General features: G+C 55.6%; 19 protein-coding genes. 10 read left to right on the top strand and 9 right to left on the bottom strand.

Annotation, left to right across the window (positions count from 1 at the left end):
- Positions 1-32 precede the first annotated feature (32 nt).
- Genes AC790_RS23140 through AC790_RS23130 form a run of 3 tightly spaced genes read left to right on the top strand, consistent with a single transcriptional unit; the run spans position 33 to position 1618 of the window.
- On the top strand, positions 33-728 hold the full coding sequence (locus AC790_RS23140) for a B3/4 domain-containing protein (RefSeq protein ID WP_049853368.1): 696 nt from the start codon (positions 33-35) through the stop codon (positions 726-728).
- 43 nt (positions 729-771) lie between these two features.
- A complete protein-coding gene (locus AC790_RS23135) occupies positions 772-1260 on the top strand; it encodes a GNAT family N-acetyltransferase (protein WP_049853367.1) in 489 nt (162 codons plus the stop codon).
- Positions 1247-1618 (top strand): RidA family protein, encoded by a 372-nt coding sequence (locus AC790_RS23130; RefSeq protein WP_049853366.1) that lies wholly within the window; start codon positions 1247-1249, stop codon positions 1616-1618. Before AC790_RS23135 ends, AC790_RS23130 begins: the two co-directional genes overlap by 14 nt.
- Here the strand turns inward: AC790_RS23130 and AC790_RS23125 are convergent.
- Positions 1605-2033, bottom strand: coding sequence for an NUDIX hydrolase (locus tag AC790_RS23125; protein WP_049853365.1), 429 nt, complete (start codon positions 2031-2033; stop codon positions 1605-1607). The genes AC790_RS23130 and AC790_RS23125 overlap by 14 nt on opposite strands.
- A gap of 79 nt (positions 2034-2112) precedes the next feature.
- The gene (locus AC790_RS23120; RefSeq protein WP_235440771.1) at positions 2113-3261 is read right to left on the bottom strand and encodes an MFS transporter; all 1149 of its coding nucleotides are present in this window, start codon (positions 3259-3261) and stop codon (positions 2113-2115) included.
- Positions 3262-3507: 246 nt separating this feature from the next.
- Between AC790_RS23120 and AC790_RS23115 the strand changes: the two genes are divergently transcribed.
- Together AC790_RS23115 and cybB are read left to right on the top strand one after the other, a co-directional pair.
- Positions 3508-4002 (top strand): MarR family winged helix-turn-helix transcriptional regulator, encoded by a 495-nt coding sequence (locus AC790_RS23115; RefSeq protein ID WP_049853363.1) that lies wholly within the window; start codon positions 3508-3510, stop codon positions 4000-4002.
- A gap of 90 nt (positions 4003-4092) precedes the next feature.
- Positions 4093-4632 carry a cytochrome b561 gene (gene cybB, locus AC790_RS23110; RefSeq protein WP_009128419.1) on the top strand — a complete coding sequence of 180 codons (540 nt, stop codon included), beginning with the start codon at positions 4093-4095 and terminating at the stop codon, positions 4630-4632.
- A 30-nt stretch (positions 4633-4662) separates the two neighbouring features.
- Here cybB and AC790_RS23105 read toward each other — a convergent pair whose 3' ends face one another.
- Entirely contained in the window at positions 4663-5016 is a 354-nt protein-coding gene (locus AC790_RS23105) for an MmcQ/YjbR family DNA-binding protein (RefSeq protein WP_049853362.1), read from the bottom strand.
- A gap of 126 nt (positions 5017-5142) precedes the next feature.
- On the opposite strand from AC790_RS23105, the gene AC790_RS23100 reads away from it, so the two are divergent.
- The gene (locus tag AC790_RS23100; RefSeq protein ID WP_049853475.1) at positions 5143-6258 is read left to right on the top strand and encodes a metallophosphoesterase; all 1116 of its coding nucleotides are present in this window, start codon (positions 5143-5145) and stop codon (positions 6256-6258) included.
- Between the two features lie 62 nt (positions 6259-6320).
- On the opposite strand, the gene AC790_RS23095 is transcribed toward AC790_RS23100, so the two are convergent.
- Positions 6321-6932 (bottom strand): TetR/AcrR family transcriptional regulator, encoded by a 612-nt coding sequence (locus AC790_RS23095; RefSeq protein WP_049853361.1) that lies wholly within the window; start codon positions 6930-6932, stop codon positions 6321-6323.
- A gap of 137 nt (positions 6933-7069) precedes the next feature.
- Here AC790_RS23095 and AC790_RS23090 point away from each other — a divergent pair, with 137 nt between their 5' ends.
- Positions 7070-8305 carry an MFS transporter gene (locus tag AC790_RS23090; protein ID WP_049853360.1) on the top strand — a complete coding sequence of 412 codons (1236 nt, stop codon included), beginning with the start codon at positions 7070-7072 and terminating at the stop codon, positions 8303-8305.
- On the opposite strand, the gene AC790_RS23085 is transcribed toward AC790_RS23090, so the two are convergent.
- Positions 8262-8903: an HD domain-containing protein gene (locus AC790_RS23085; protein ID WP_049853359.1), complete on the bottom strand. Its 642-nt coding sequence runs from the start codon at positions 8901-8903 to the stop codon at positions 8262-8264. The two genes, AC790_RS23090 and AC790_RS23085, sit on opposite strands and share 44 nt — an antisense overlap.
- 113 nt (positions 8904-9016) lie before the next feature.
- On the opposite strand from AC790_RS23085, the gene AC790_RS23080 reads away from it, so the two are divergent.
- Positions 9017-9979 (top strand): GlxA family transcriptional regulator, encoded by a 963-nt coding sequence (locus AC790_RS23080; RefSeq protein ID WP_049853358.1) that lies wholly within the window; start codon positions 9017-9019, stop codon positions 9977-9979.
- A 34-nt stretch (positions 9980-10013) separates the two neighbouring features.
- Here AC790_RS23080 and AC790_RS23075 read toward each other — a convergent pair whose 3' ends face one another.
- Positions 10014-10850, bottom strand: a complete 837-nt coding sequence (locus tag AC790_RS23075) for an alpha/beta fold hydrolase (protein WP_049853474.1) — start codon at positions 10848-10850, stop codon at positions 10014-10016.
- 253 nt (positions 10851-11103) lie between these two features.
- Between AC790_RS23075 and AC790_RS23070 the strand changes: the two genes are divergently transcribed.
- On the top strand, positions 11104-12111 hold the full coding sequence (locus AC790_RS23070; protein ID WP_235440770.1) for a GlxA family transcriptional regulator: 1008 nt from the start codon (positions 11104-11106) through the stop codon (positions 12109-12111).
- Positions 12112-12115: 4 nt separating this feature from the next.
- Here the strand turns inward: AC790_RS23070 and AC790_RS23065 are convergent, their stop codons facing one another.
- Positions 12116-14056, bottom strand: coding sequence for a methyl-accepting chemotaxis protein (locus tag AC790_RS23065; RefSeq protein ID WP_049853357.1), 1941 nt, complete (start codon positions 14054-14056; stop codon positions 12116-12118).
- Between the two features lie 257 nt (positions 14057-14313).
- Positions 14314-16737 carry a membrane-bound PQQ-dependent dehydrogenase, glucose/quinate/shikimate family gene (locus tag AC790_RS23060; RefSeq protein ID WP_235440769.1) on the bottom strand — a complete coding sequence of 808 codons (2424 nt, stop codon included), beginning with the start codon at positions 16735-16737 and terminating at the stop codon, positions 14314-14316.
- A gap of 381 nt (positions 16738-17118) precedes the next feature.
- Between AC790_RS23060 and AC790_RS23055 the strand changes: the two genes are divergently transcribed.
- A complete protein-coding gene (locus tag AC790_RS23055) occupies positions 17119-18228 on the top strand; it encodes a Fic family protein (protein ID WP_049853356.1) in 1110 nt (369 codons plus the stop codon).
- Positions 18229-18384: 156 nt separating this feature from the next.
- Here the strand turns inward: AC790_RS23055 and AC790_RS23050 are convergent, their stop codons facing one another.
- Positions 18385-18741: a YebG family protein gene (locus tag AC790_RS23050; protein ID WP_049853355.1), complete on the bottom strand. Its 357-nt coding sequence runs from the start codon at positions 18739-18741 to the stop codon at positions 18385-18387.
- Between the last annotated feature and the right edge of the window lie 69 nt (positions 18742-18810).

Here is an 18810-nt window from a genome sequence, read left to right as displayed (position 1 = left end):
ATGGAATAAATTAGTCATTACAGGATTATGTTATGTTCGCCTTTAACCCGTCAATCGATCCTTCTGTTTCTGAACTGGCCCCCGAGTTCACCGCGCTCAGTCTTCAGGTACAGGCTGCGCCGGTGTTACATCCGCAGGTGGGAGAACAGGCGCTGACGCGCGCCTGTCGCGACATGCTGGAGCAGGATTTTCCCTGGGCCGAAGAACATTTATCGCAATGGGCGGAGATGTTTAAGCGCTTTGGTGCCAAACCCAAGCGCACGCCCTGCTCGGCGGATGCGTTGCGCAAGCGCGTGCAGCGTGACGGCAGCATGGCCGCCATCGATCCCATCGTTGATCTCTATAATGCAGTGAGCGTTCGTTTCGCCATTCCGGTAGGCGGCGAGAACGTAGCGGCTTACGTTGGCAATCCGCGCTTAACTCGCGCCGCTGGCAGCGAACAGTTCGATGTCTATAAAGAAGGCGTGCTAAGCCATGAATCCCCGGAGCCGGGCGAAGTAATCTGGCGCGATGAGACGGGCGTGACCTGTCGGCGCTGGAACTGGCGTCAGGGTGTGCGCACGCGTCTCAGCATTGAACAGACGCAGATGTGGTTCGTGCTGGAGCGTTTACCGGCGATGCCGCTGGACGCCTTGCAGCAAGCAGGCGATATGCTGGAACAGGGTATTCAGCAGATGATGCCGGGCGCCAGCGTGCTGCGCAGTTTGTTTGGCAATATCAATAGCTAACCGCTATGTTGTCACTCTCGCCTGCTCACTTTTAGGACTCTGCATGCACATCAGCCCGTTGGCGCAGCAGCCACAGTTATTCGATGCGGTCACCCAGATGTTGCATCGTGAATGGTCAGATTTACCAAACTGGCGCGATGCGTCTGTTATTCAGCAGCGCTTGCAGGCACGCAACGCGGAACAGGCTAAAACGGTCACGCTGGTAGCGACCACCACAGCTGGCGAGTTAATGGCGACCGCCAGCATCATCCACTACGAATTAGGCGATCTCAGCGAGCGCGAGTTTTGGCTCGGCGAGGTCATTACCGCGTCAGAACATCGTGGCAAAGGCCTGGCGAGTGCTTTGGTGACGCAATTAATTGCCGAAGCGCGTCTGCGTGGCATCACGGCGCTGTGGCTGTATACACCCGACCAGCAAGCGCTCTATCGCCGCTTCGGCTGGCAGGATGTGGAACAGCGCGAGATTGCTAATGAAGATGTGACGGTGATGGTACTTAACATTGTTAAAGGAGAAACAGATGCTAGTACGTAAAAACTATGCGCAATTAGGTGAAGTCAAAGCGCCGTATGTGCACGCGGTAAAGCATGGCGATACGTTGTATGTGTCTGGCTTGACGGCGTTTGGTACCTCAGCGCAGCAAGCTGATATCGCCGCGCAAGCGGAAGTCATTTTCCAGCAACTGCACACCATCGCAGCAGAAGAAAAACGCTCGCTACAGGACCTTATCAAGGTGACTATTTTTATCACCTCATTTGATGAGATCACCGCATTACGCAGCGTCCTGTTTAAGCACTACGGCGACCATCTGCCCGCCAGTTCGCTGGTGCAAATCAGCCAACTGTTTTCGCCCGATTTGAAGATTGAGATTGAGGCGATTATCGCGCTGTAACGCGCGCCAGCGCCTGCAGCGCCGCCAGTCCATCACGCGTAATCCAGCTACGCAGCGGCGCAAATAACGGTTCAGGCAATTCCTCGGGCGCGAACCAGTGCCAGCCGCTGCACTTCTCCGGCTCCATCAGCTGCGGCTCGCCGCTAGCGTCCTGCGCCACCATTAACAGCGTGATGTAATGCTTGTTGACCTCGGGAAACACATCGCTCACAAAGGCGCCGTTTTGCACCTCACCGAGTTGCAAGCCGGTTTCTTCCAGCACTTCGCGTCGCGCGCACGCTTCCGGCGCCTCACCAAATTCCAGATGGCCGCCCGGCGCGGACCAATCCCCTGCGCCATGGCTACCTTTACGCTGTCCTAACAACAGTTTCCCATCGCGAAAAATTAACACGCCGATGCCCACTTGTGGCGACATATGTGCTCCTTGTTTGCCAGGTCGTCATAAATGACGACCTGAGGTTATCGAAAAACTGCCCCACGTTTTATCACACTCTTTATTGCTGCGGTTTGAAACGTAACGCCATCACCATCAGCAGCACAATGCCCACGCTCATTATTGCCCACGCGCTATCCAGCGATGCGGCGCGATCGCGCACCATGCCGGCAATCAGCGGCATTAGCGCTGCCAGCAAATAGCCACCGCCCTGCACGAAGGAGAGCAGCGCGCCCGCCTCTTCTGGCGTGCGCGCATGATCCAGCGTGACAATTAGCGAAAGCGGGAACAACGCGCCGATGCCCAATCCCAGCAGCAAGGTGGGCAGCCACACCTGCGCGCCGCCCAGTAATATCAGGCTGATCAAACCCAACAAAATCAGGGCCAAGACCACCAGCAGCGGACGGCGACGATCGCGGAAGCGGTGAATCAGCGCCGACAGCACAAACCCCGCCACCACCTCGGTTAGCGTTAAAGCCCCCAGCACGTAACCGCTCTGCTCCGGCAGCCAACCGTGCTGGATATAAAACGGCGGCAGCCACGCCAGCACTAAGGTATAAGCGCCGGTACCTATACCAAAAAAGGTCATCAGCAGCCAGGCACGGCGTGCGCGATCCGCGCGGGGAGCGGTGCGGTGTTGTGCTGGCGTGCTGCCGGGCGAACCTATCAACCACAACAGCAGTGCAATCGCAGCGGGTAACAGCGGAATTGCGAGCGTTACCGCCAAGCCGTGGGCGTTCGCCAATGGCACGGCACTGGCTGCCGCAATCGCTGCCCCTGCCATGATGCCGGTGGTGAACAGCGCCATCAGCGTGCCCGCTTTCACGCCGAAGTGACGTTTAATCTGCGCCGGCATCAACGCCTGAATTAAGCCAATGCCACAACCCGCCACCAGCGCGCTGACAATCAATGCAGTGGCGGATTGATCGAATCCACGCGCCAGGCTGGCCAGCGCCAGTAACAGCAATCCCGCCGCTATGCCACGCACTTCGCCCAGCGTACGCAGCAGCAGCGGACCGGCCAGCGCCGCTAATCCCATCATGATCACCGGTAAGGTAGTCAGCAGACTTAGCTGCGTGGCGCTAAGCTGCGCGTCCTGTTGCAGCAGCGGAAATAGCGGCCCCATCGCCGCCATTATCGGCCGCAGATTCAGCGCGATAGCAAAAACCAGTAAGGCAAACATCCCAACCGCAGGTAAAGTACGATTCACTTTGCAACTCCTTGCACATTAAAAGTATCTTAACGTTAAGATACTTTTCGCGAAAGCAATAGCCCCTGCGCACAAAGCAACAAATTGAAAGTTAGGAGGGCAAGGCTGAATAACACATACCAATCGTAGCGGCGCAATTTATTGCGCAATGCCTGGATGGGCATTTAGCCGTCATTGAGATGCGCGATAAATCGCGCCGCTACGGATGGTGCAAAATGTATAAAAGTTAATGAATGGAGAATCAGATTGGCGGATCACGTTGATTTTGTAATGGAACAGTGGGCCAGCGCTATGCCGGAGCTGGATGCATCATCAATGGCGGTGTTTGGTCGCATGCTGCGCATCATGCAGCATCTGGCGAAAACCCGCGCGGCGGCACTGGCACCTTTTGGTTTCCGCGATGGCGAATTTGATGTGCTGGCGACGCTGCGGCGCGCAGGTGCGCCCTATCGCTTATCGCCGACGCAGCTGTATAAATCCTTGCTGGTGACCTCGGGCGCCATGACCAATCGGCTCAATCGACTGGAAGACGTGGGTTTGATAATGCGTATCGCCGATCCTGATGATAAGCGCAGCACGCTGGTGGCGCTCACCGACGCTGGCCTCGCAAAGATTGAGCAGGCGCTGCAAGTGCATACGCAAACGCAAAACCAGTTGCTGAGCACGCTAGATGATGCGCAGCAGCAGCAACTGCAATCTCTGCTCAGTCAACTGCTGGTGGCAAGCGAAACGGGAAGTTAATTCGCGGTTATCGATGTGTCAAAATATGAATTAATTCAGCGCTTTTTCCGTTAAAGTATGCCTCCCGCCCGGCATTGTCACGGATTAGAGATGAGCAATAAATACGCCCCGTCGCAAATACTTCTTCACTGGTTGACCTTTCTGTTGGTCGTCACTGCGTATTGCACCATGGAATTTCGTGGACTGGCGACGCGCGGTTCATGGCAAGGCTTCGCGATGATCATTGGTCACTTCAGCGCCGGCAGTTGTGTGCTGGTGCTGATGCTGTCACGCGTGATGCTGCGTTTTCGTCATCGTAGCCCGGCAATAATACCCAAGCCCCCGCACTGGCAAACCGGCCTGGCACATCTGATGCATCTGGCAATCTACCTGTTTTTCATCGTATTGCCGACGCTGGGCATTTTGTCGCGCTTCTATATGGGCCGCACATGGTGGATTTTCGGCATCCCGATGCCGGTGAGTGGCGATCCCGATCCCGATTTTGCTGACATGATTGCAGACTGGCACGAAACCCTCGCGCCTTATGGCTATTGGCTGATTGGCATTCACGCGGTTGCCGCATTAGCGCACCATTATCTGTTCAAAGACAATACGTTATTGCGCATGATGCCATCGCGTCGCTCACGTTAACACGCATAGTGACAACGTCACGCAGCATGGCTAAAACGTCAGACTAAAACTGTCGTCAAGCAAGGCTAAAATCTCGCTATCCGGCAAGCCGTTTTCCAGCGTGATGCTGAGCCAGTGCTCTTTATTCATATGGTAAGCCGGATAGACGCCATGCTGTTGACGCAGCGAACCATTCAGTTCGGGCCGGGTTTTAATGTTCATCACGTCGATCACCGGGCCATCCGGCAAACCGAGTTTGTGGCTCTCCAGCGGGAACACCAGCGCAAACCATTTGCGATGTCGCGGATGACGCAGCACCGCGTATTCACTGTGTTTTTTCCAGGGATAATCGGGTTCTACCTGATAGTGCTGATGAATGTAGTCGAACAGCTGCTGGCGTGTCATGCATCCTCCGTGGTGAACCACGCGCAAAAAAAGCACGTGCGAAGCCATCATACTAATCAGTAAAGACTACACTGCGTATTGATTTTTTTGCGCTGAAACAGCGCCCTTAAACCAGGGAAGTGAATGATGTTTCATCTGATTTTCAGCATACCGAGCTGGTATGTAATCGCGCGGTTTATATTCCCGTTAGCGATGCCGTTGCTATTAAAAATTGTTCTCTCTCTGCTGGTGTTACTGGCTTCACAGTATCTGCTGGTCAGTCGATTTACCTCCGGCAGCATGTTCTCGCCGGAAATGCCCCGCGCCATCGTCATTCTGTTCAACTGGGGTTTTAGCGCCGTTTTGTTTCTCGCGCTCACCCAGTTTGTGATTGATGTGGTGGCGCTGATCTCGCTGTTATTCCTTCATCCGTTTGAAATCGTGCCGGCAATTCGTTATGTGGCGGCGGCTTTTGCTTTCATCCTTGCCACCGTCGGCGTTTATCAGGCGATACGCGTTCCGCCGGTTAAAGATGTGACCATCGCCATTAAAGATCTTCCGCGTGAGTTCGAAGGCTATCAGCTGCTGCAGCTGACCGATATGCACATCACCAAACTGTTCAATGAGAAGTGGACGCGCGCGCTGGTGCAGAAAGCCATGACGCTGGATGTCGATCTGATTCTGGTGACCGGTGATGTGATTGATGGCACGTTGCACAATCGCCGCGCGGACGTGGAGCCATTGCGTGATTTACATGCGCCTGATGGTGTTTTTGCCATCACCGGCAACCATGAATATTTCTTCGAGCAGGAGCGCTGGACCGCGCATCTGGCATCGCTGGGACTCGAACCCTTGCTTAATCGCCATACCGTAATTAACCGCCATGGCGCAGAGCTGGTGATTGCCGGCATGCCGGATACCTCAGCTTCACGTCGCGGTGCCGTGGGGCCGGATTTAGATTTGGCGCTGGCAGGTGCACCGGAAAATGCGCCGGTAATTCTGCTCGATCACCAGCCGCGCAATGCACGGCAAAACGCCGTGAAGAACATCGATCTGCAGCTGTCCGGACATACGCACGGCGGCCTGATTGTGGGCTTTGACCGGCTGTTTGCCAAACCTAACGCGGGTTTTGTCTCGGGGTTGTATCAGGTGGATGGCATGCAACTCTATGTCAACAACGGAACCGCACTTTGGCCGGGTATGGCGGTTCGCTTAGGCCGACCATCGGAGTTAACTCGCATTACCCTGCAGCGTAAAGAGTAAAGCGCTCACTCAGATCGCCAGCGCGCATTGAGGCTTCAATGCGCGCTGGAATGTAAAGCACATCAGCGCCGCGACGCATCCCACAATCTCATCATTTGCGCGATGCCCCGCTCAACCTCCACGAGGGGAACGTTATCTCGCGCCAGCGTTGAGATGCCCAGCATAAAACTGTTGAAGCTGACCGCCAGTGTCAGCGTCTCCTCATCATTTTTCAACTCACCGCTGCTGATGCCTCTCTCAACGCAATGCTTAATGCCTGCACCGGTACGCATGCGCGACGCCTCAAGCGGTTTCAGCACGTGACGATTCTCTTCGGCGCAGGATGACATCACGCTGAGCGCAACCATGCATCCGCGCGGATGCGAAGGATCGTACTGCATTCTGGCGGAGTTCAGCAGCGCCGTCTCCAGCGCCTGCCGGGCAGGTAAGCGGGTATCCCACAACGCTTCCGTTACCTGGGCATGCGTTTGCAGATAACAGTTCGCCGCTTCAGCAAACAGTGCTTCTTTCGATCCAAACGCGGCATAGAAGCTTGGCGCGGTTATCCCCTTGCCTATCGATGCTTTCAGTTGCGCGAGCGAGGTTGAATCGTAGCCATTTTGCCAAAAGAGGTGCATGGCTTTCACTACCGCTTCATCCCGGTCAAATTGTCTTGGTCTGCCTGTTCTCATCATCAACTCCTCCACTATTTATACTAATCGATACAGAATTCATTGACAACGTACAGCAGCTCTACGCAATATAAATACCGATCGATACATATATTGATATTGCGCGATGGCGTTGTTCTTACTCACCTAAAGGCTTAACGATGAAATTAGATAAACATGGAGAAGCGCAGCAACTGCCGATATTGGCGCTGCTGGCGCTGGCGATGGCGGGCTTTATTTGTATTCTGACGGAGACGATACCCGCTGGTTTGCTGCCGCAAATCAGTCAGGGACTGGCTATTTCGCCTGCGCTGGCGGGTCAGCTGGTTACCGCGTATGCCGCCGGTTCCCTGATCGCAGCGATTCCGCTGACGCTGCTGACACGAAGCTGGTCGCGCCGCGTGGTTTTGTTGAGCACCGTCGGTGGATTTCTGGTTTTTAATACGCTCACCGCCGTCTCTTCTAACATCACCCTCATTTTAATCGCGAGATTTTTAGCCGGGGCGTCGGCGGGCTTAGCGTGGAGTTTGATTGCGGGCTATGCCCGCAGAATGGTGATTCCCTCGCTGCAGGGACGTGCATTGGCACTCGCCATGGTAGGCACGCCAATTGCGCTCTCATTGGGCGTTCCAGCGGGAACCTGGATGGGATCGTTACTTGGATGGCGTCTGACTTTTGCCGTGATGTCGGGGCTGTCGATCATCCTGATTGGCTGGATACTGCTGGCCGTGCCGAATTATCCCGGCCATTCCGCGAAGCAAACAATGCCGCTCGCGGCGGTATTACGTCTGCCCGGCGTACGCGCCGTGCTTGGCGTGGTGCTGGCGTGGATGCTGGCACATAACATTCTCTATACCTATATCGCACCCTTTATTGCCTCGGCGGGACTGGCGACGCGAGTGGATCTGGTGCTACTGATCTTTGGCATTGCCGCGCTGGGCGGGATTTTCATCACCGGCAAAATCATCGATACCCATCTGCGCAAAGCGGTGCTGTTATCCCTGTCGATCTTTGCGGTGGTAGCGCTGGTGTTTGGCTTGATCACGTTAACACCCGGCGTGATCTATGTAGGCGTCGCCGTGTGGGGGCTGACATTCGGCGGTGCCGCGACGCTGCTCCAGACGGCATTGGCCGATGCTGCCGGTGAATATGCCGACGTCGCGCTCTCGATGAATGTCGTAACATGGAACAGCGCCATCGCCCTCGGCGGTTTAACCGGCGGATTGCTGCTCAAGCATGCCGGTTCCGAATCGTTCCCGTGGGCGATCCTCATATTGCTGTTGGTCGCATTAGCGATTGCCCGACGTGCACATCAGGGTTTCCCAGCGATGAGCAGCAGAGCCAAAGCGTCACTTAGCCCTGCCAGCGAGACTGACGTATTACACTGCAGAAATTGAGCGGCGAGAATTCAGGCTGTTTGTCCTTGATCACATCGGCTTTGACATTACCAAAGGTGGTGTCCGGTTTATGCCGGATGCCATCGTAGAACGCCTGGATGATCTCCTCTTTAAACGCCGTCGAACGCGGATAGCGGCTCGTCACCGCGCCAATCTGCTCCTCAGCAAATTGCTCATAGCCAATGCCCAGCACATCCATCTCCACCCCAGCGGTAACCAGCGCGATTTCTGGCGCCATAAACTCGGGAATTCCCGGCGTGGTGTGCAACGCAATGGCGGTCCACACCTTGTCGATATCGCTGGTGGCGATGCCGTATCCTTGCAGAAAATCTCGTGCGGCATTTGCCCCATCAACTTCAAAACGTTTATCACAGCTGCAATGTTCATGCGTCAGCCCAATGTCATGAAACATGCAGCCGATATACAGCAGCTCGTTATCCACGCTGAGTCCGCGCTGCTGTCCAGCCAGCGCGCCCCAGTAATACACGCGGCTGGAGTGGTTAAACAGCAACTCTGATTCGGTATCGCGCACAAATTCTGTCGCTTCGCGCGCCATTTTGCTATCCGGGATGCGGATGCCGGTAATGTTCAAACTCATGTTCTCTCTCCTGTGGGTTGTCTACAGCCAGAATAAAGCGCAAGCTAAATGTCTTGAAGTGTTCAATAAAGATGATTAAGGACATTGCGTTGTTTTGGGACAGGAGAAAGAGAATGAGTCATGAGATCGCGATTGTGGCAATACCGGGCGTTCAGCTGCTGGACGTGTGCGGCCCGCTGGATGTTTTCGCCGAAGCCAATCGCCTGCTTAAGCGCCAGGTTTACTCATCAAGGATTATTTCCGTCACCGATGCTGAAGTTCAGGCTTCCTCCGGCGTAAGGTTGAATGCCGATCTCCTGCTGGAAAATAGCGACAACTTTACGCCACACACCTTACTGATTGCGGGCGCGCCGGGCATTGCCGATTTCGCCGCCGATGAAAGCACGCTGCACGCGCTAACCGGTTTATGCGAGCGCAGCCAGCGTTTCGGATCGGTTTGCAGCGGCGCATTGTTGTTGGCTCGCACTGGCTTGCTGCAGGGCAAACGCGTCACCACCCATTGGGAGTGCGCGGGTTTGCTGGCGGCGCTTTATCCCGAGATAACGGTAGATGCCGATGCGTTATGCGTTGCCGATGGACGTGTGCGCACCGCGGCTGGCGTGACTTCCGGGCTGGATCTGGCGCTGCGCCTGGTTGAGGAGGATTTGGGACGCGACGTGGCGATGGAGATTGCCGCGCATCTGGTGATGTTTTTCCGCCGTCCGGTGAATCAGACGCACTTTATGCGCAGCAACGGCGCATCGCTTAATGGCCGCTCGGCGTTGCAGGAGCTACAGCGCTGGGCGATCTCCCATTTGGCAGAGGTCAAAACGGTAGCAATGATGGCAGAACATATGGCGATCAGTGAGCGCCATATGACGCGGCTGTTTCGCCAGGCGATAGGCATGACGCCAGGACAATGGCTGGAGCGCGAACGCGTCGCCAAAGCCAAACAACTGCTGGAGCAAAAATCACTGCCGGCAAAAGCGCTGGCGTTGCAGTGCGGATTCTCGGGTGCAGATGTCATGCGGCGTGTGTTCAGCCGGGTAACCGGTATGACGCCCTCGGCTTACAGCAAAATGAACGCAAAAAGCTAAAAGCCGGACGGATGTCCGGCTCATGAGAGGATAATTACGCTTTAGCAAACGCCAGCAGATCGGGGTTAATCTGCTCAGGATGGGTCGCGAACATACCGTGTGACAAACCCGGATAAGTTTTCAGCGTGCCATGCTTCAGCAATTTGATGGCTTTGTGTGCTGAGTCATCAATCGGTACCACCTGATCGTCTTCACCATGCAGCACCAACACCGGCACGCCAATCGCTTTCAGATCCTCGGTAAAATCGGTTTCAGAGAAGGCAGCGATACAGTCGTATTGCGCTTTGGCGCCGCCCGCCATGCCCTGACGCCACCAGTTATCAATCAATCCCTGGCTGATTTTCGCGCCTGGACGATTAAAACCGTAGAACGGTCCTGCCGGCACATCGATAAAGAATTGCGCGCGGTTGGCTGCCAGCGCCGAGCGGAAACCATCAAACACCGACTTTGGTAAACCTTGCGGATTGGCTGCGGTTTTCAGCATGATTGGCGGCACCGCGCCCATCAATACCGCCTTCGCCACCCGACCTTTCTCAGCGTGCGCCACATAACGCGCCACTTCGCCGCCGCCGGTGGAGTGACCAATATGGATGGCGTTGCGCAGATCCAACGCCCTGGCCAGTTCCGCGACGTCGGCAGCGTAAGTGGTCATATCATTGCCGCTGTCGGTTTGATCGGAACGCCCATGTCCGCGACGGTCGTGGGCGATAACGCGGTAACCCTCGGCTAAGAAGAACAACATTTGGTTGTCCCAGTCATCGGCGCTTAAAGGCCAGCCGTGGTGAAACACCACCGGTTGTGCGTTTTTTGGGCCCCAGTCTTTGTAGAAGATGCGGGTACCGTCTTTAGTAGTGATGATGCCGTTGCTCATTTTAGAATCTCCAGACTGTGATGATAATGATGTTAAACCGGTGGCGAAGGCCGAGTGCGCCAGCCCGATGCTGGCTGACAGCGTACCGCCAAGAATCAATAAACTTCGTCGTGAAATCGCTAACTGTTCAATCACTGCACCTGACATATTCAATCCCTGTTAACGCTGATTGCTGTTCGATGGATGCATTGTCAGGGAAAACGGCAAGGTGTAATATTGTCATTAATGACACATTAAGGGCCGTAAGTGACAAATGATGAAATCAGCTGAAAACCACGTTGTTGCCGAGGTCGGCCTGGTGATGTATCCCGATTGCCAGCTCGCGGCGATATATGGGCTGACCGATATGTTCAGGATCGCCGCAGAGTGGGCGGAGAATATCTCCGGAGAGGAACGCAAACGAACCATCCGCGTATCGCATTGGCAGATAGACCCAAACAGCGATCACATGCAGTGCGTCTGGGATAGTCATCCTGATACGCCGCATCGTTTAAGCTACGTGATTGCGCCGCCAAGCCTGGTGGTGCCCGCCAGGATGGTGCCGATGAAGGTGCCTGCCGCCTGGATGAGCGAACTGTATAACGCGGGTGTTACCCTGTGTTCGGTATGCGCCGGCGCATTTGTGCTGGCTGAAACCGGGCTGATCGATCATCGCCGCGCCACCACGCACTGGGCGTTTGCGCAGACGCTGGCAGAGCGTTTTCCGGCGGTTGAGGTGGCGGTAGAAAATATGGTTATCGACGATGGCGATATTATTACCGCTGGCGGGATACTGGCATGGACGGATTTAGGTTTGACGCTGATCGAAAAAGTGTTAGGCACCGGCACCATGTTAGCCACTTCGCGCTTCTTGCTTGTCGATCCGCCGCGACGTGAACAAAGTACCTATTCCGCTTTCATTCCTAACTTTGAGCACGGGGATAGTCAGATTCTGCGCGCGCAGCATCACCTGCATGCACGCTATGCGGAACAGCACAGCATTGAGACCATGTCCGAGCTGGCAAGCATGACGCCACGCACTTTCCTGCGTCATTTTCAGAAAGCGACCGGCATGCGCCCAACGGATTATTTGCAGCAGGTGCGTATTATGAAAGCGCGCGATGCGCTGGAGCTGAGCAATCGTGCTGTCGATCAGATCGCCTGGGAAATTGGCTATAGCGATCCTTCCGCCTTCCGTAAAATATTCCGTAAACTCACCGGCATCACGCCTGGCCAGTACCGACAGCGGTTTGGCACCCAGGAACGGGTGCCAAACGCTTAAGACATCAACTCAGCTGGAAACGCCCAACGGTGTTCGCCAGCTGCGATGCCTGATCTTCCAGCGAACTGGCGGCGGCGGACATCTCCTGCACCAGCGCGGCATTCTGCTGCGTGGTGCTGTCCATTTCATTGACTGCGATAGTGACCTGGCTGATACCGCGCGCTTGTTCATCGGAGGCAATAACAATTTCACCGATGATGGTGCGCACCGAATTTACCGCCTGCGTCATCTCCTGCATGGTTCTGCCGGCATCCTGCACCAGCTGCACCCCGCTACCAACGCGCTGCGTCGACTCCTCAATCAGCGCACCGATATCCTTCACCGCATTGGCGCTGCGCTGCGCCAGATTCCGCACTTCCGATGCCACCACGGCAAAACCGCGCCCCTGCTCACCGGCGCGTGCGGCTTCAACTGCGGCGTTCAGCGCCAGAATATTGGTCTGAAAGGCGATGCTATTAATAATCGCCGTGATATCGCCAATCTTCTTCGCGCTGTCGTCGATCTGCGCCATGGTTTGCACCACCTCACCCACCAGCGTTTCTCCACGGCTGGCGATGTGCGTAGCGTTATCGGTCAGCGTTGTCGCCTGATGCGCATTGGTGGCGTTGTGTTTCACCGTCGCGGTGATCTGCTCCATGCTGGCAGCAGTTTGCTCCAACGCGGCAGCCTGCTGTTCAGTGCGTGATGCCAGATTCAGGTTGCCGCTGGCGATCTCACCCGCGCCCTGACGTACCGATGAACTGGCGTCCTGAATCTGCCCAACGATCTCACGCAGCTGGTTTTGCATGGTATGCAGCGCATAGAACAAGCTGCTGTTATCGCGCCCTTTCAGGGTGATGACGTTATCCAGTTTGCCATCGGCCACCGCCAGCGCGATGGTTGCCGCCTCCAGCGGTTCGCCACCAATGGGTTTCAGCACCTTACGGTTAAACAGCATGCCAAGCAGCGTACACACCACCAGAATACTGATGATCATCAGGATTACCGCGTGGATCAGCTGGCGATGCGCGGCGGCCATCACTTTGCTCACCGGCGCCACCACGCCGAGATACCATTGCTGATCGCTGTTACCGATTGTCACCGGCTGCCAGGTCACCAGCGCATCTTCACCGAGCAACGCATCGTGTTGTTCCGTTACGCTGTTGCTGTAGTTGTGGGTATCGCCCTTCCACGCTTTGCTGGTCTGGCTTTTGTCCGGGTAGGAAACCACCCTACCGGCGCTGGAAAGCAGCATTGCATAGCCGCTGCCTTCCCAGGGTTTGATCTTATTCACCTTCTCCTGCAGCGAAGCCAGCGAAATATCCGACGTCACTACGCCCCACAGCTTGCCCTGGCTGACAATCGGTGCCGCGACGGACGTCAGCAGCGTTGGCACGCCGTTGTAGGCGTAGCTGTAAGGCTCAATCAGCGTGTCTTTCTGGCTTTTCTGCGGCAGCAAATAGTAATCGCCCTGACCTGGCGTGAAGATTGAGGTCAGCGGATGCAGGTTGAAATTGCCGGTTTGGTCGCGATCGACAAAAAACGCGTAGCGACCTTTTGGCGCCGCATTCGGCTGGGCGGCAAACTCCGCGTCGCGGCCGTCAAAGGCGTTTTCTTCGAAGATCACCGAGATCGAGAGATAGTCTGGATTGTCGCGCAGTGCCGACTCCATCAGTTTGTCGGCGACCTTACGATCCTGAATGCCCGCTGCGGGCAGCGCGATCAGGCTATGGCCGAGGTTGTGGGCAACATCGCGCGCGTAGCTGAGTTGATGCTGAATTTGCAGCGCCTGGCTCTGCGCGATCTGTTGCAGGTAGTTTTCGGCCAGCGACTTTTGTTCGTTACTCGATTGCCAGCTCAGCACGCCGATGGTTACGGCAAAGCCGAGCGTGATAGTTAAGGCGCCCGTCAGCAGCATCTGCGTGCGGGTGCTCATGGTTTTCTTAGGTGATGCGTGTTTGGCCATTATGGCGCTCCTGGAGTTGACACTTTTCGGTAATCAGAACCACTCCCTGTGCGCGTACATCCCTCTGAAGAGACTATCGGCGCGCGGCGGGGGAACTTGATGGCGAAGGAGGTCGGATCAGAGCGCGGAATCGAATCATCGCACATTCCGTAGCGGCGCGATTTATCGCGCAATAAATTGCGCCGCTACGGAATGTGCGCTTTTGAAAGGGCGACCGGCATCAGGCCAGCGCCCAATGCCGGTCTTTTCTTTAAGCGTTACTTTTTCTCCGGCAACGCATAGGCCAGCACGTAATCGCCAACCGGCGTCTCCATAAAGTGGTGACCGGCAGCGACAATCACCAGATATTCACGCCCATTCTGCGTGTAGATCATCGGATTGGCCTGGCCACCCGCAGGCAATTCAGTGCTCCACACCTGCTTGCCGGTTTGCATATCGATAGCGCGAATCAAATCGTCGGTTGCTGCGGCAACAAAGATTAATCCGCTCGATGTCACCACTGAACCGCCGTTATTCGGCGTACCGATATTAATCGGCAAACCGGTCGGCAGACCGAACGGACCATTACGACGCGCCGTGCCGAGCGGACGATCCCAAATGGTGCGACCATCACGCATATCAATGGCGCGAATGCCGCCGTACGGGGGCTCTTTGCACAGCATGCCGGTGAACGGCAAGCGCCAGCCCGCATTGACGTTGACCGCATAAGGCACGCCAATCTGTGGATCGCCGGCGCCTTCCGCATGCCCTTCATCGTGTGGATTGTAAGGAATCTCATCGCGCGGTTTCCAGCCCAACGCATCCGCTTTGGCGCGTGGCACCAGAATGTTGTAGTTCGGCATATCGTTGTAGTTCGCAATGATGATGCCGCGAGTAGGATCCACGGCAACGCTGCCCCAGTCAGAACCGCCGTTGTAGCCCGGATACTCAATCGAATGACGATCGGCTTCCGGCGGCGTGTACTGGCCACGGTAGCTGGCCTTCTGGAACTGAATGCGGCATACCAGCTGATCAACCGGGGTTAAGCCCCACATATCCTGCGGCGTCAGATCCGGCTTACTCAGATGATGGAACAGCGAATAGGGCTGCGTGGGCGAGCGCTGATCCGGCTCAATCCCGCCGCCGGTGACTTTACGCTCCTCGACGCCAAACAGTGATTTACCAGTGCGGCGATCCAACACGTAAATCTCACCCTGCTTGGTCGGCATGATGATAGCCGGGATTTTGCCACCGTTTTTATCCGGATAATCCACCAGCGTAGGCTGCGAGCCAGGATCGTAATCCCACACGTCTTTGTGCGCTGTCTGGAATGACCAGGCAGGTAAACCGGTGTCGATATTCAGTGCCGTCAGCGATACCGAATACCTGTTCTCCGCCGCTGTCCGCGTGCCGCTCCAGTAATCCCCCGAAGCGTTGCCCACCGGCAAATAGACCAGTCCGAGCTTGTCGTCACCGGTGAACGAGGTCCAGACATCGGGCGAACCGCGTTTATAGGCATGCGGCCCGGTTTTCGGCGTCGCGGTATCCGGTGCTGCCGCATCCCACGCCCACTTCAACTGACCGGTGCGCACGTCGTACGCTTTGATCACGCCCGGTGGGCCAAATGCGCGTTGACCATCAATGGTTTGGTGCGCCACTACTAAGGTATCGCGGATCACCACCGGCGCGGAGTTAATCGCCACATAGCCGTCATAGGTTTCGCCCATATCTTCAGCCAGATTTACCGTGCCTTGATTGCCAAAGCTGCGGCAGACTTCACCGGTTTGCGCATTCAGTTCGATAATGCGTGCGTCCAGCGTGCCGAGAATGATGCGCTGCTGGCAATCGCTGTTATCGCCGGCTGGCGCACTCGTCACTGCGCTGTTTTGTCCGGCGGTGACGTGGCTGTTGGTTTGGCTGTCATACCATGTCAGCCCGCGACAGGCCGCGGTATAAGGAATGGATTTATCGCTAACTTTAGGATCAAAGTGCCATTTCTCCTTACCGGTGCTGGCATCCAGGGCAAACACACTATTGCGCGCGCTACAGGTGTAGAGCGTATCGCCCACTTTAATTGGCGTGTTCTCCCCGCCCCAGCGCGCCTTAGGCAAATCGCCAGTACGGAATTGCCACGCCAGCTTGAGATCTTTGACGTTGTCCGGCGTGATTTGACTGGCATTGACGAAGCGCTGAGACGCCAGCGATCCGCCGTAGGTATACCAGTCGCCGCTGTCCGGCGTGGAGGCTTTGCCGCTACCGGTATCCGCCATAAAGTTGGCCGAGCCGGCCGCTGGAACGTTGCTGGCCGGCGTTTCATTCAGCGGGGCAAACGGCAGCGCAGCGGCGACGATGAAAGCGACAATTAACACGCTCGCCAGCACGCGTGAGGTGCCACGACTGACGCGTGGCGCCAGATTAGGCAGCTGGAAAGCGAACCAGATGCCCAATATCAGCATCAGTGCGAAGCGCGGCACCCAACGCCAATAGTCGAGACCCGATTCATAAATGGTCCAGATTAACGTGCCGACAAACACCAGCGTAAACAAGGCTGCACCGCTGGTGCGTTTCATGAAGATCAGCACGGCAGAGATAACTAAACCTATCCCCGCCAGTACGTAATACCAATTACCCCCTAGCGCGACCAGCCAGCCGCCGCCTGCCGCTAATGCAATGCCGAGCAGCAGCAAAACCGTAGCGAACAAGATATTCCAGAGCGAAAGTCTGGTTATTCGATTTGCGATATCCAAAATATGTTTCCCTTTGCCATTAATAATCACAGGTACAAATATTTTTTAACTTCGCTGTAAATTTTAGAATTCATTAACCACTTCGCCGGATTAATTGGTAAATATGCGCAATATTCGGCACTTTTTATCCGCTTATTTTCCCTATAGTTTCTGGGATAAATTTGTATAGCGCGTTACCGATATTACTTTTGCCGAAATTTTCTAATCACTGATTCTCTCTCATCACCAACCCGCTCCTTTCCTTCTGGTTAATGAGCCGATTACAGGCTATTATTCAGCTCACTAACTGAGTCGAATAGCATCGCTATTCGACTCATGCGACTCCGGAGCAACTTCATGATGTGGATTTGGCAGCTGCCTGACTGGCCGCAGTTCCGCTGGCAGGATGAAAAATTATTGCCACGCTTACGCCAGTTGCAGCAGCAACGTGGCGTATTGCTGGGGCGCGCCAGCGTGCAAGATAATAGCGATCAACAGACGCTGGATACGCTGCTGAGTAACATCCTGGCATCCTCAGCGATTGAGGATGAACGCGTCAATGCGCAGTCGGTAAGATCGTCTCTTGCGCGCCGTTTGGGCGTTTCGCTCAACCAACCTTATCCGGTTTCCGAACGTTCAGAAGGTTTGGCAACCATGATGATGGACGCCATCACTCAGCGCGATGAAGCGCTCACGCTGCCACGTTTGTGCCAGTGGCATCGCTGGTTGTTCCCCGCAAGTGAATGGACGTTCAAGCGATTGAATGTCGGAACGCTGCGCGGTGAAGAGCCGATGCAGGTGGTTTCGGGCCGTATCGATCGGCCAACAGTGCATTTCGAAGCGCCACCGCGCGCCGGGCTGGAAGCGCAGCTCAACGAATTTGTCCGCTGGTTTAATCATAGCCGCGAAGATCCTCTACTTGATCCGCTGCTACGCGCCGCGCTTTGCCACCTGTGGTTTGTCACGCTGCACCCGTTTGATGATGGCAACGGACGTATCACCCGCGCCCTGACCGATCTGGCACTGGCGCAGGCCGATAGCCAAAGCATCCGTTTGTATGCCATGTCGGCGTCGATTCTGACGCGACGTGTAGATTATTACCGCATCCTGCAGGAGACGCAGCGTGGTGAACTGGACGTTACGGCTTGGCTGCTGTGGTTTTTCGATGTGCTGAATGACAGCCTGGAGCACGCGCTGGAGGCCGTTACGCGCACGCAAAATAAAGCACGCTTCTGGTTGATGCACAATGCGGCCGAGCTAAGTGCGGAACAAACCCGCGTGTTGAATCGTTTACTGGATGGCGGTGAACAGGGCTTTAGCGATGGCATCAGCGCCGGCCAATATCAGAAGGTGGCGAAAGTGAGTAAAGCCACGGCGACGCGCCATTTAGCGGAATTAGTGATGAAAGGCTGTCTGGAGAAATTACCCGGCGGCGGGCGCAGCACCCGCTACCAGATCAAACGTTAAAACGCGCCGGTGCGCATGAATCTGTTAATAAGCACTTAGCTAAATCACCGCACGTTTCGTAGCGGCGCGATTTATCGCGCGTATCAATGGCGACGCCGTGCCCATTGAAAGATAGCGCAATAAATTGCGCCGCTACAGTGTGTGCGTGGAGTGATATCAGGCTGCTTTAACCGCGCGGACTTTCTTTTCCGGCGCTGCCGCTTCAGCATCCGGTTCCGCAGACGCCTCAATAAGCTCAGCAGGTTCGGCAACTTCCGCCGCGTCACTCTTCACCACGTCCGGGAGTTTGCTGGTACGCAGGATATGCTGCACCGCGTCTTTCTGTTCAGCCAACAGCAGACCCAATGCTTCGGCCTGCGCTTCATCCAGAGCTGGCTGATGCTGTTGCAGCCAATCGGTAAAGGCGTCTGCCATATCGAGCATTTTGTCCCAGGCATCCGCGTCTTTTTTGTTGGCAAACGTCATCTTCTCTTCACCCTTTCTGACTACAACATATTTGGTTTCGACTGCCATGATGCACCTCGATTGACTGTATTTATATACAGTATATTCTGATCAAACTTTTTCAGGCAATCACTTTCT

Origin of the sequence: Pantoea sp. RIT-PI-b, assembly GCF_001187905.1 — a bacterium.
Classification (GTDB): domain Bacteria; phylum Pseudomonadota; class Gammaproteobacteria; order Enterobacterales; family Enterobacteriaceae; genus Pantoea; species Pantoea nemavictus.
The sequence above is the reverse complement of the archived record's forward strand: the minus strand, read 5'-3'. Positions and strand labels throughout refer to the sequence as shown.

Coding starts and splice junctions, on each gene's coding strand:
- AC790_RS23140 (WP_049853368.1), top strand. CDS start 33: ATGTTCGCCTTTAACCCGTCAATCGATCCTTCTGTTTCTGAACTGGCC.
- AC790_RS23135 (WP_049853367.1), top strand. CDS start 772: ATGCACATCAGCCCGTTGGCGCAGCAGCCACAGTTATTCGATGCGGTC.
- AC790_RS23130 (WP_049853366.1), top strand. CDS start 1,247: ATGCTAGTACGTAAAAACTATGCGCAATTAGGTGAAGTCAAAGCGCCG.
- AC790_RS23125 (WP_049853365.1), bottom strand. CDS start 2,033: ATGTCGCCACAAGTGGGCATCGGCGTGTTAATTTTTCGCGATGGGAAA.
- cybB (WP_009128419.1), top strand. CDS start 4,093: ATGAGCAATAAATACGCCCCGTCGCAAATACTTCTTCACTGGTTGACC.
- AC790_RS23105 (WP_049853362.1), bottom strand. CDS start 5,016: ATGACACGCCAGCAGCTGTTCGACTACATTCATCAGCACTATCAGGTA.
- AC790_RS23100 (WP_049853475.1), top strand. CDS start 5,143: ATGTTTCATCTGATTTTCAGCATACCGAGCTGGTATGTAATCGCGCGG.
- AC790_RS23095 (WP_049853361.1), bottom strand. CDS start 6,932: ATGATGAGAACAGGCAGACCAAGACAATTTGACCGGGATGAAGCGGTA.
- AC790_RS23090 (WP_049853360.1), top strand. CDS start 7,070: ATGAAATTAGATAAACATGGAGAAGCGCAGCAACTGCCGATATTGGCG.
- AC790_RS23085 (WP_049853359.1), bottom strand. CDS start 8,903: ATGAGTTTGAACATTACCGGCATCCGCATCCCGGATAGCAAAATGGCG.
- AC790_RS23080 (WP_049853358.1), top strand. CDS start 9,017: ATGAGTCATGAGATCGCGATTGTGGCAATACCGGGCGTTCAGCTGCTG.
- AC790_RS23075 (WP_049853474.1), bottom strand. CDS start 10,850: ATGAGCAACGGCATCATCACTACTAAAGACGGTACCCGCATCTTCTAC.
- AC790_RS23070 (WP_235440770.1), top strand. CDS start 11,104: ATGATGAAATCAGCTGAAAACCACGTTGTTGCCGAGGTCGGCCTGGTG.
- AC790_RS23065 (WP_049853357.1), bottom strand. CDS start 14,056: ATGGCCAAACACGCATCACCTAAGAAAACCATGAGCACCCGCACGCAG.
- AC790_RS23055 (WP_049853356.1), top strand. CDS start 17,119: ATGATGTGGATTTGGCAGCTGCCTGACTGGCCGCAGTTCCGCTGGCAG.
- AC790_RS23050 (WP_049853355.1), bottom strand. CDS start 18,741: ATGGCAGTCGAAACCAAATATGTTGTAGTCAGAAAGGGTGAAGAGAAG.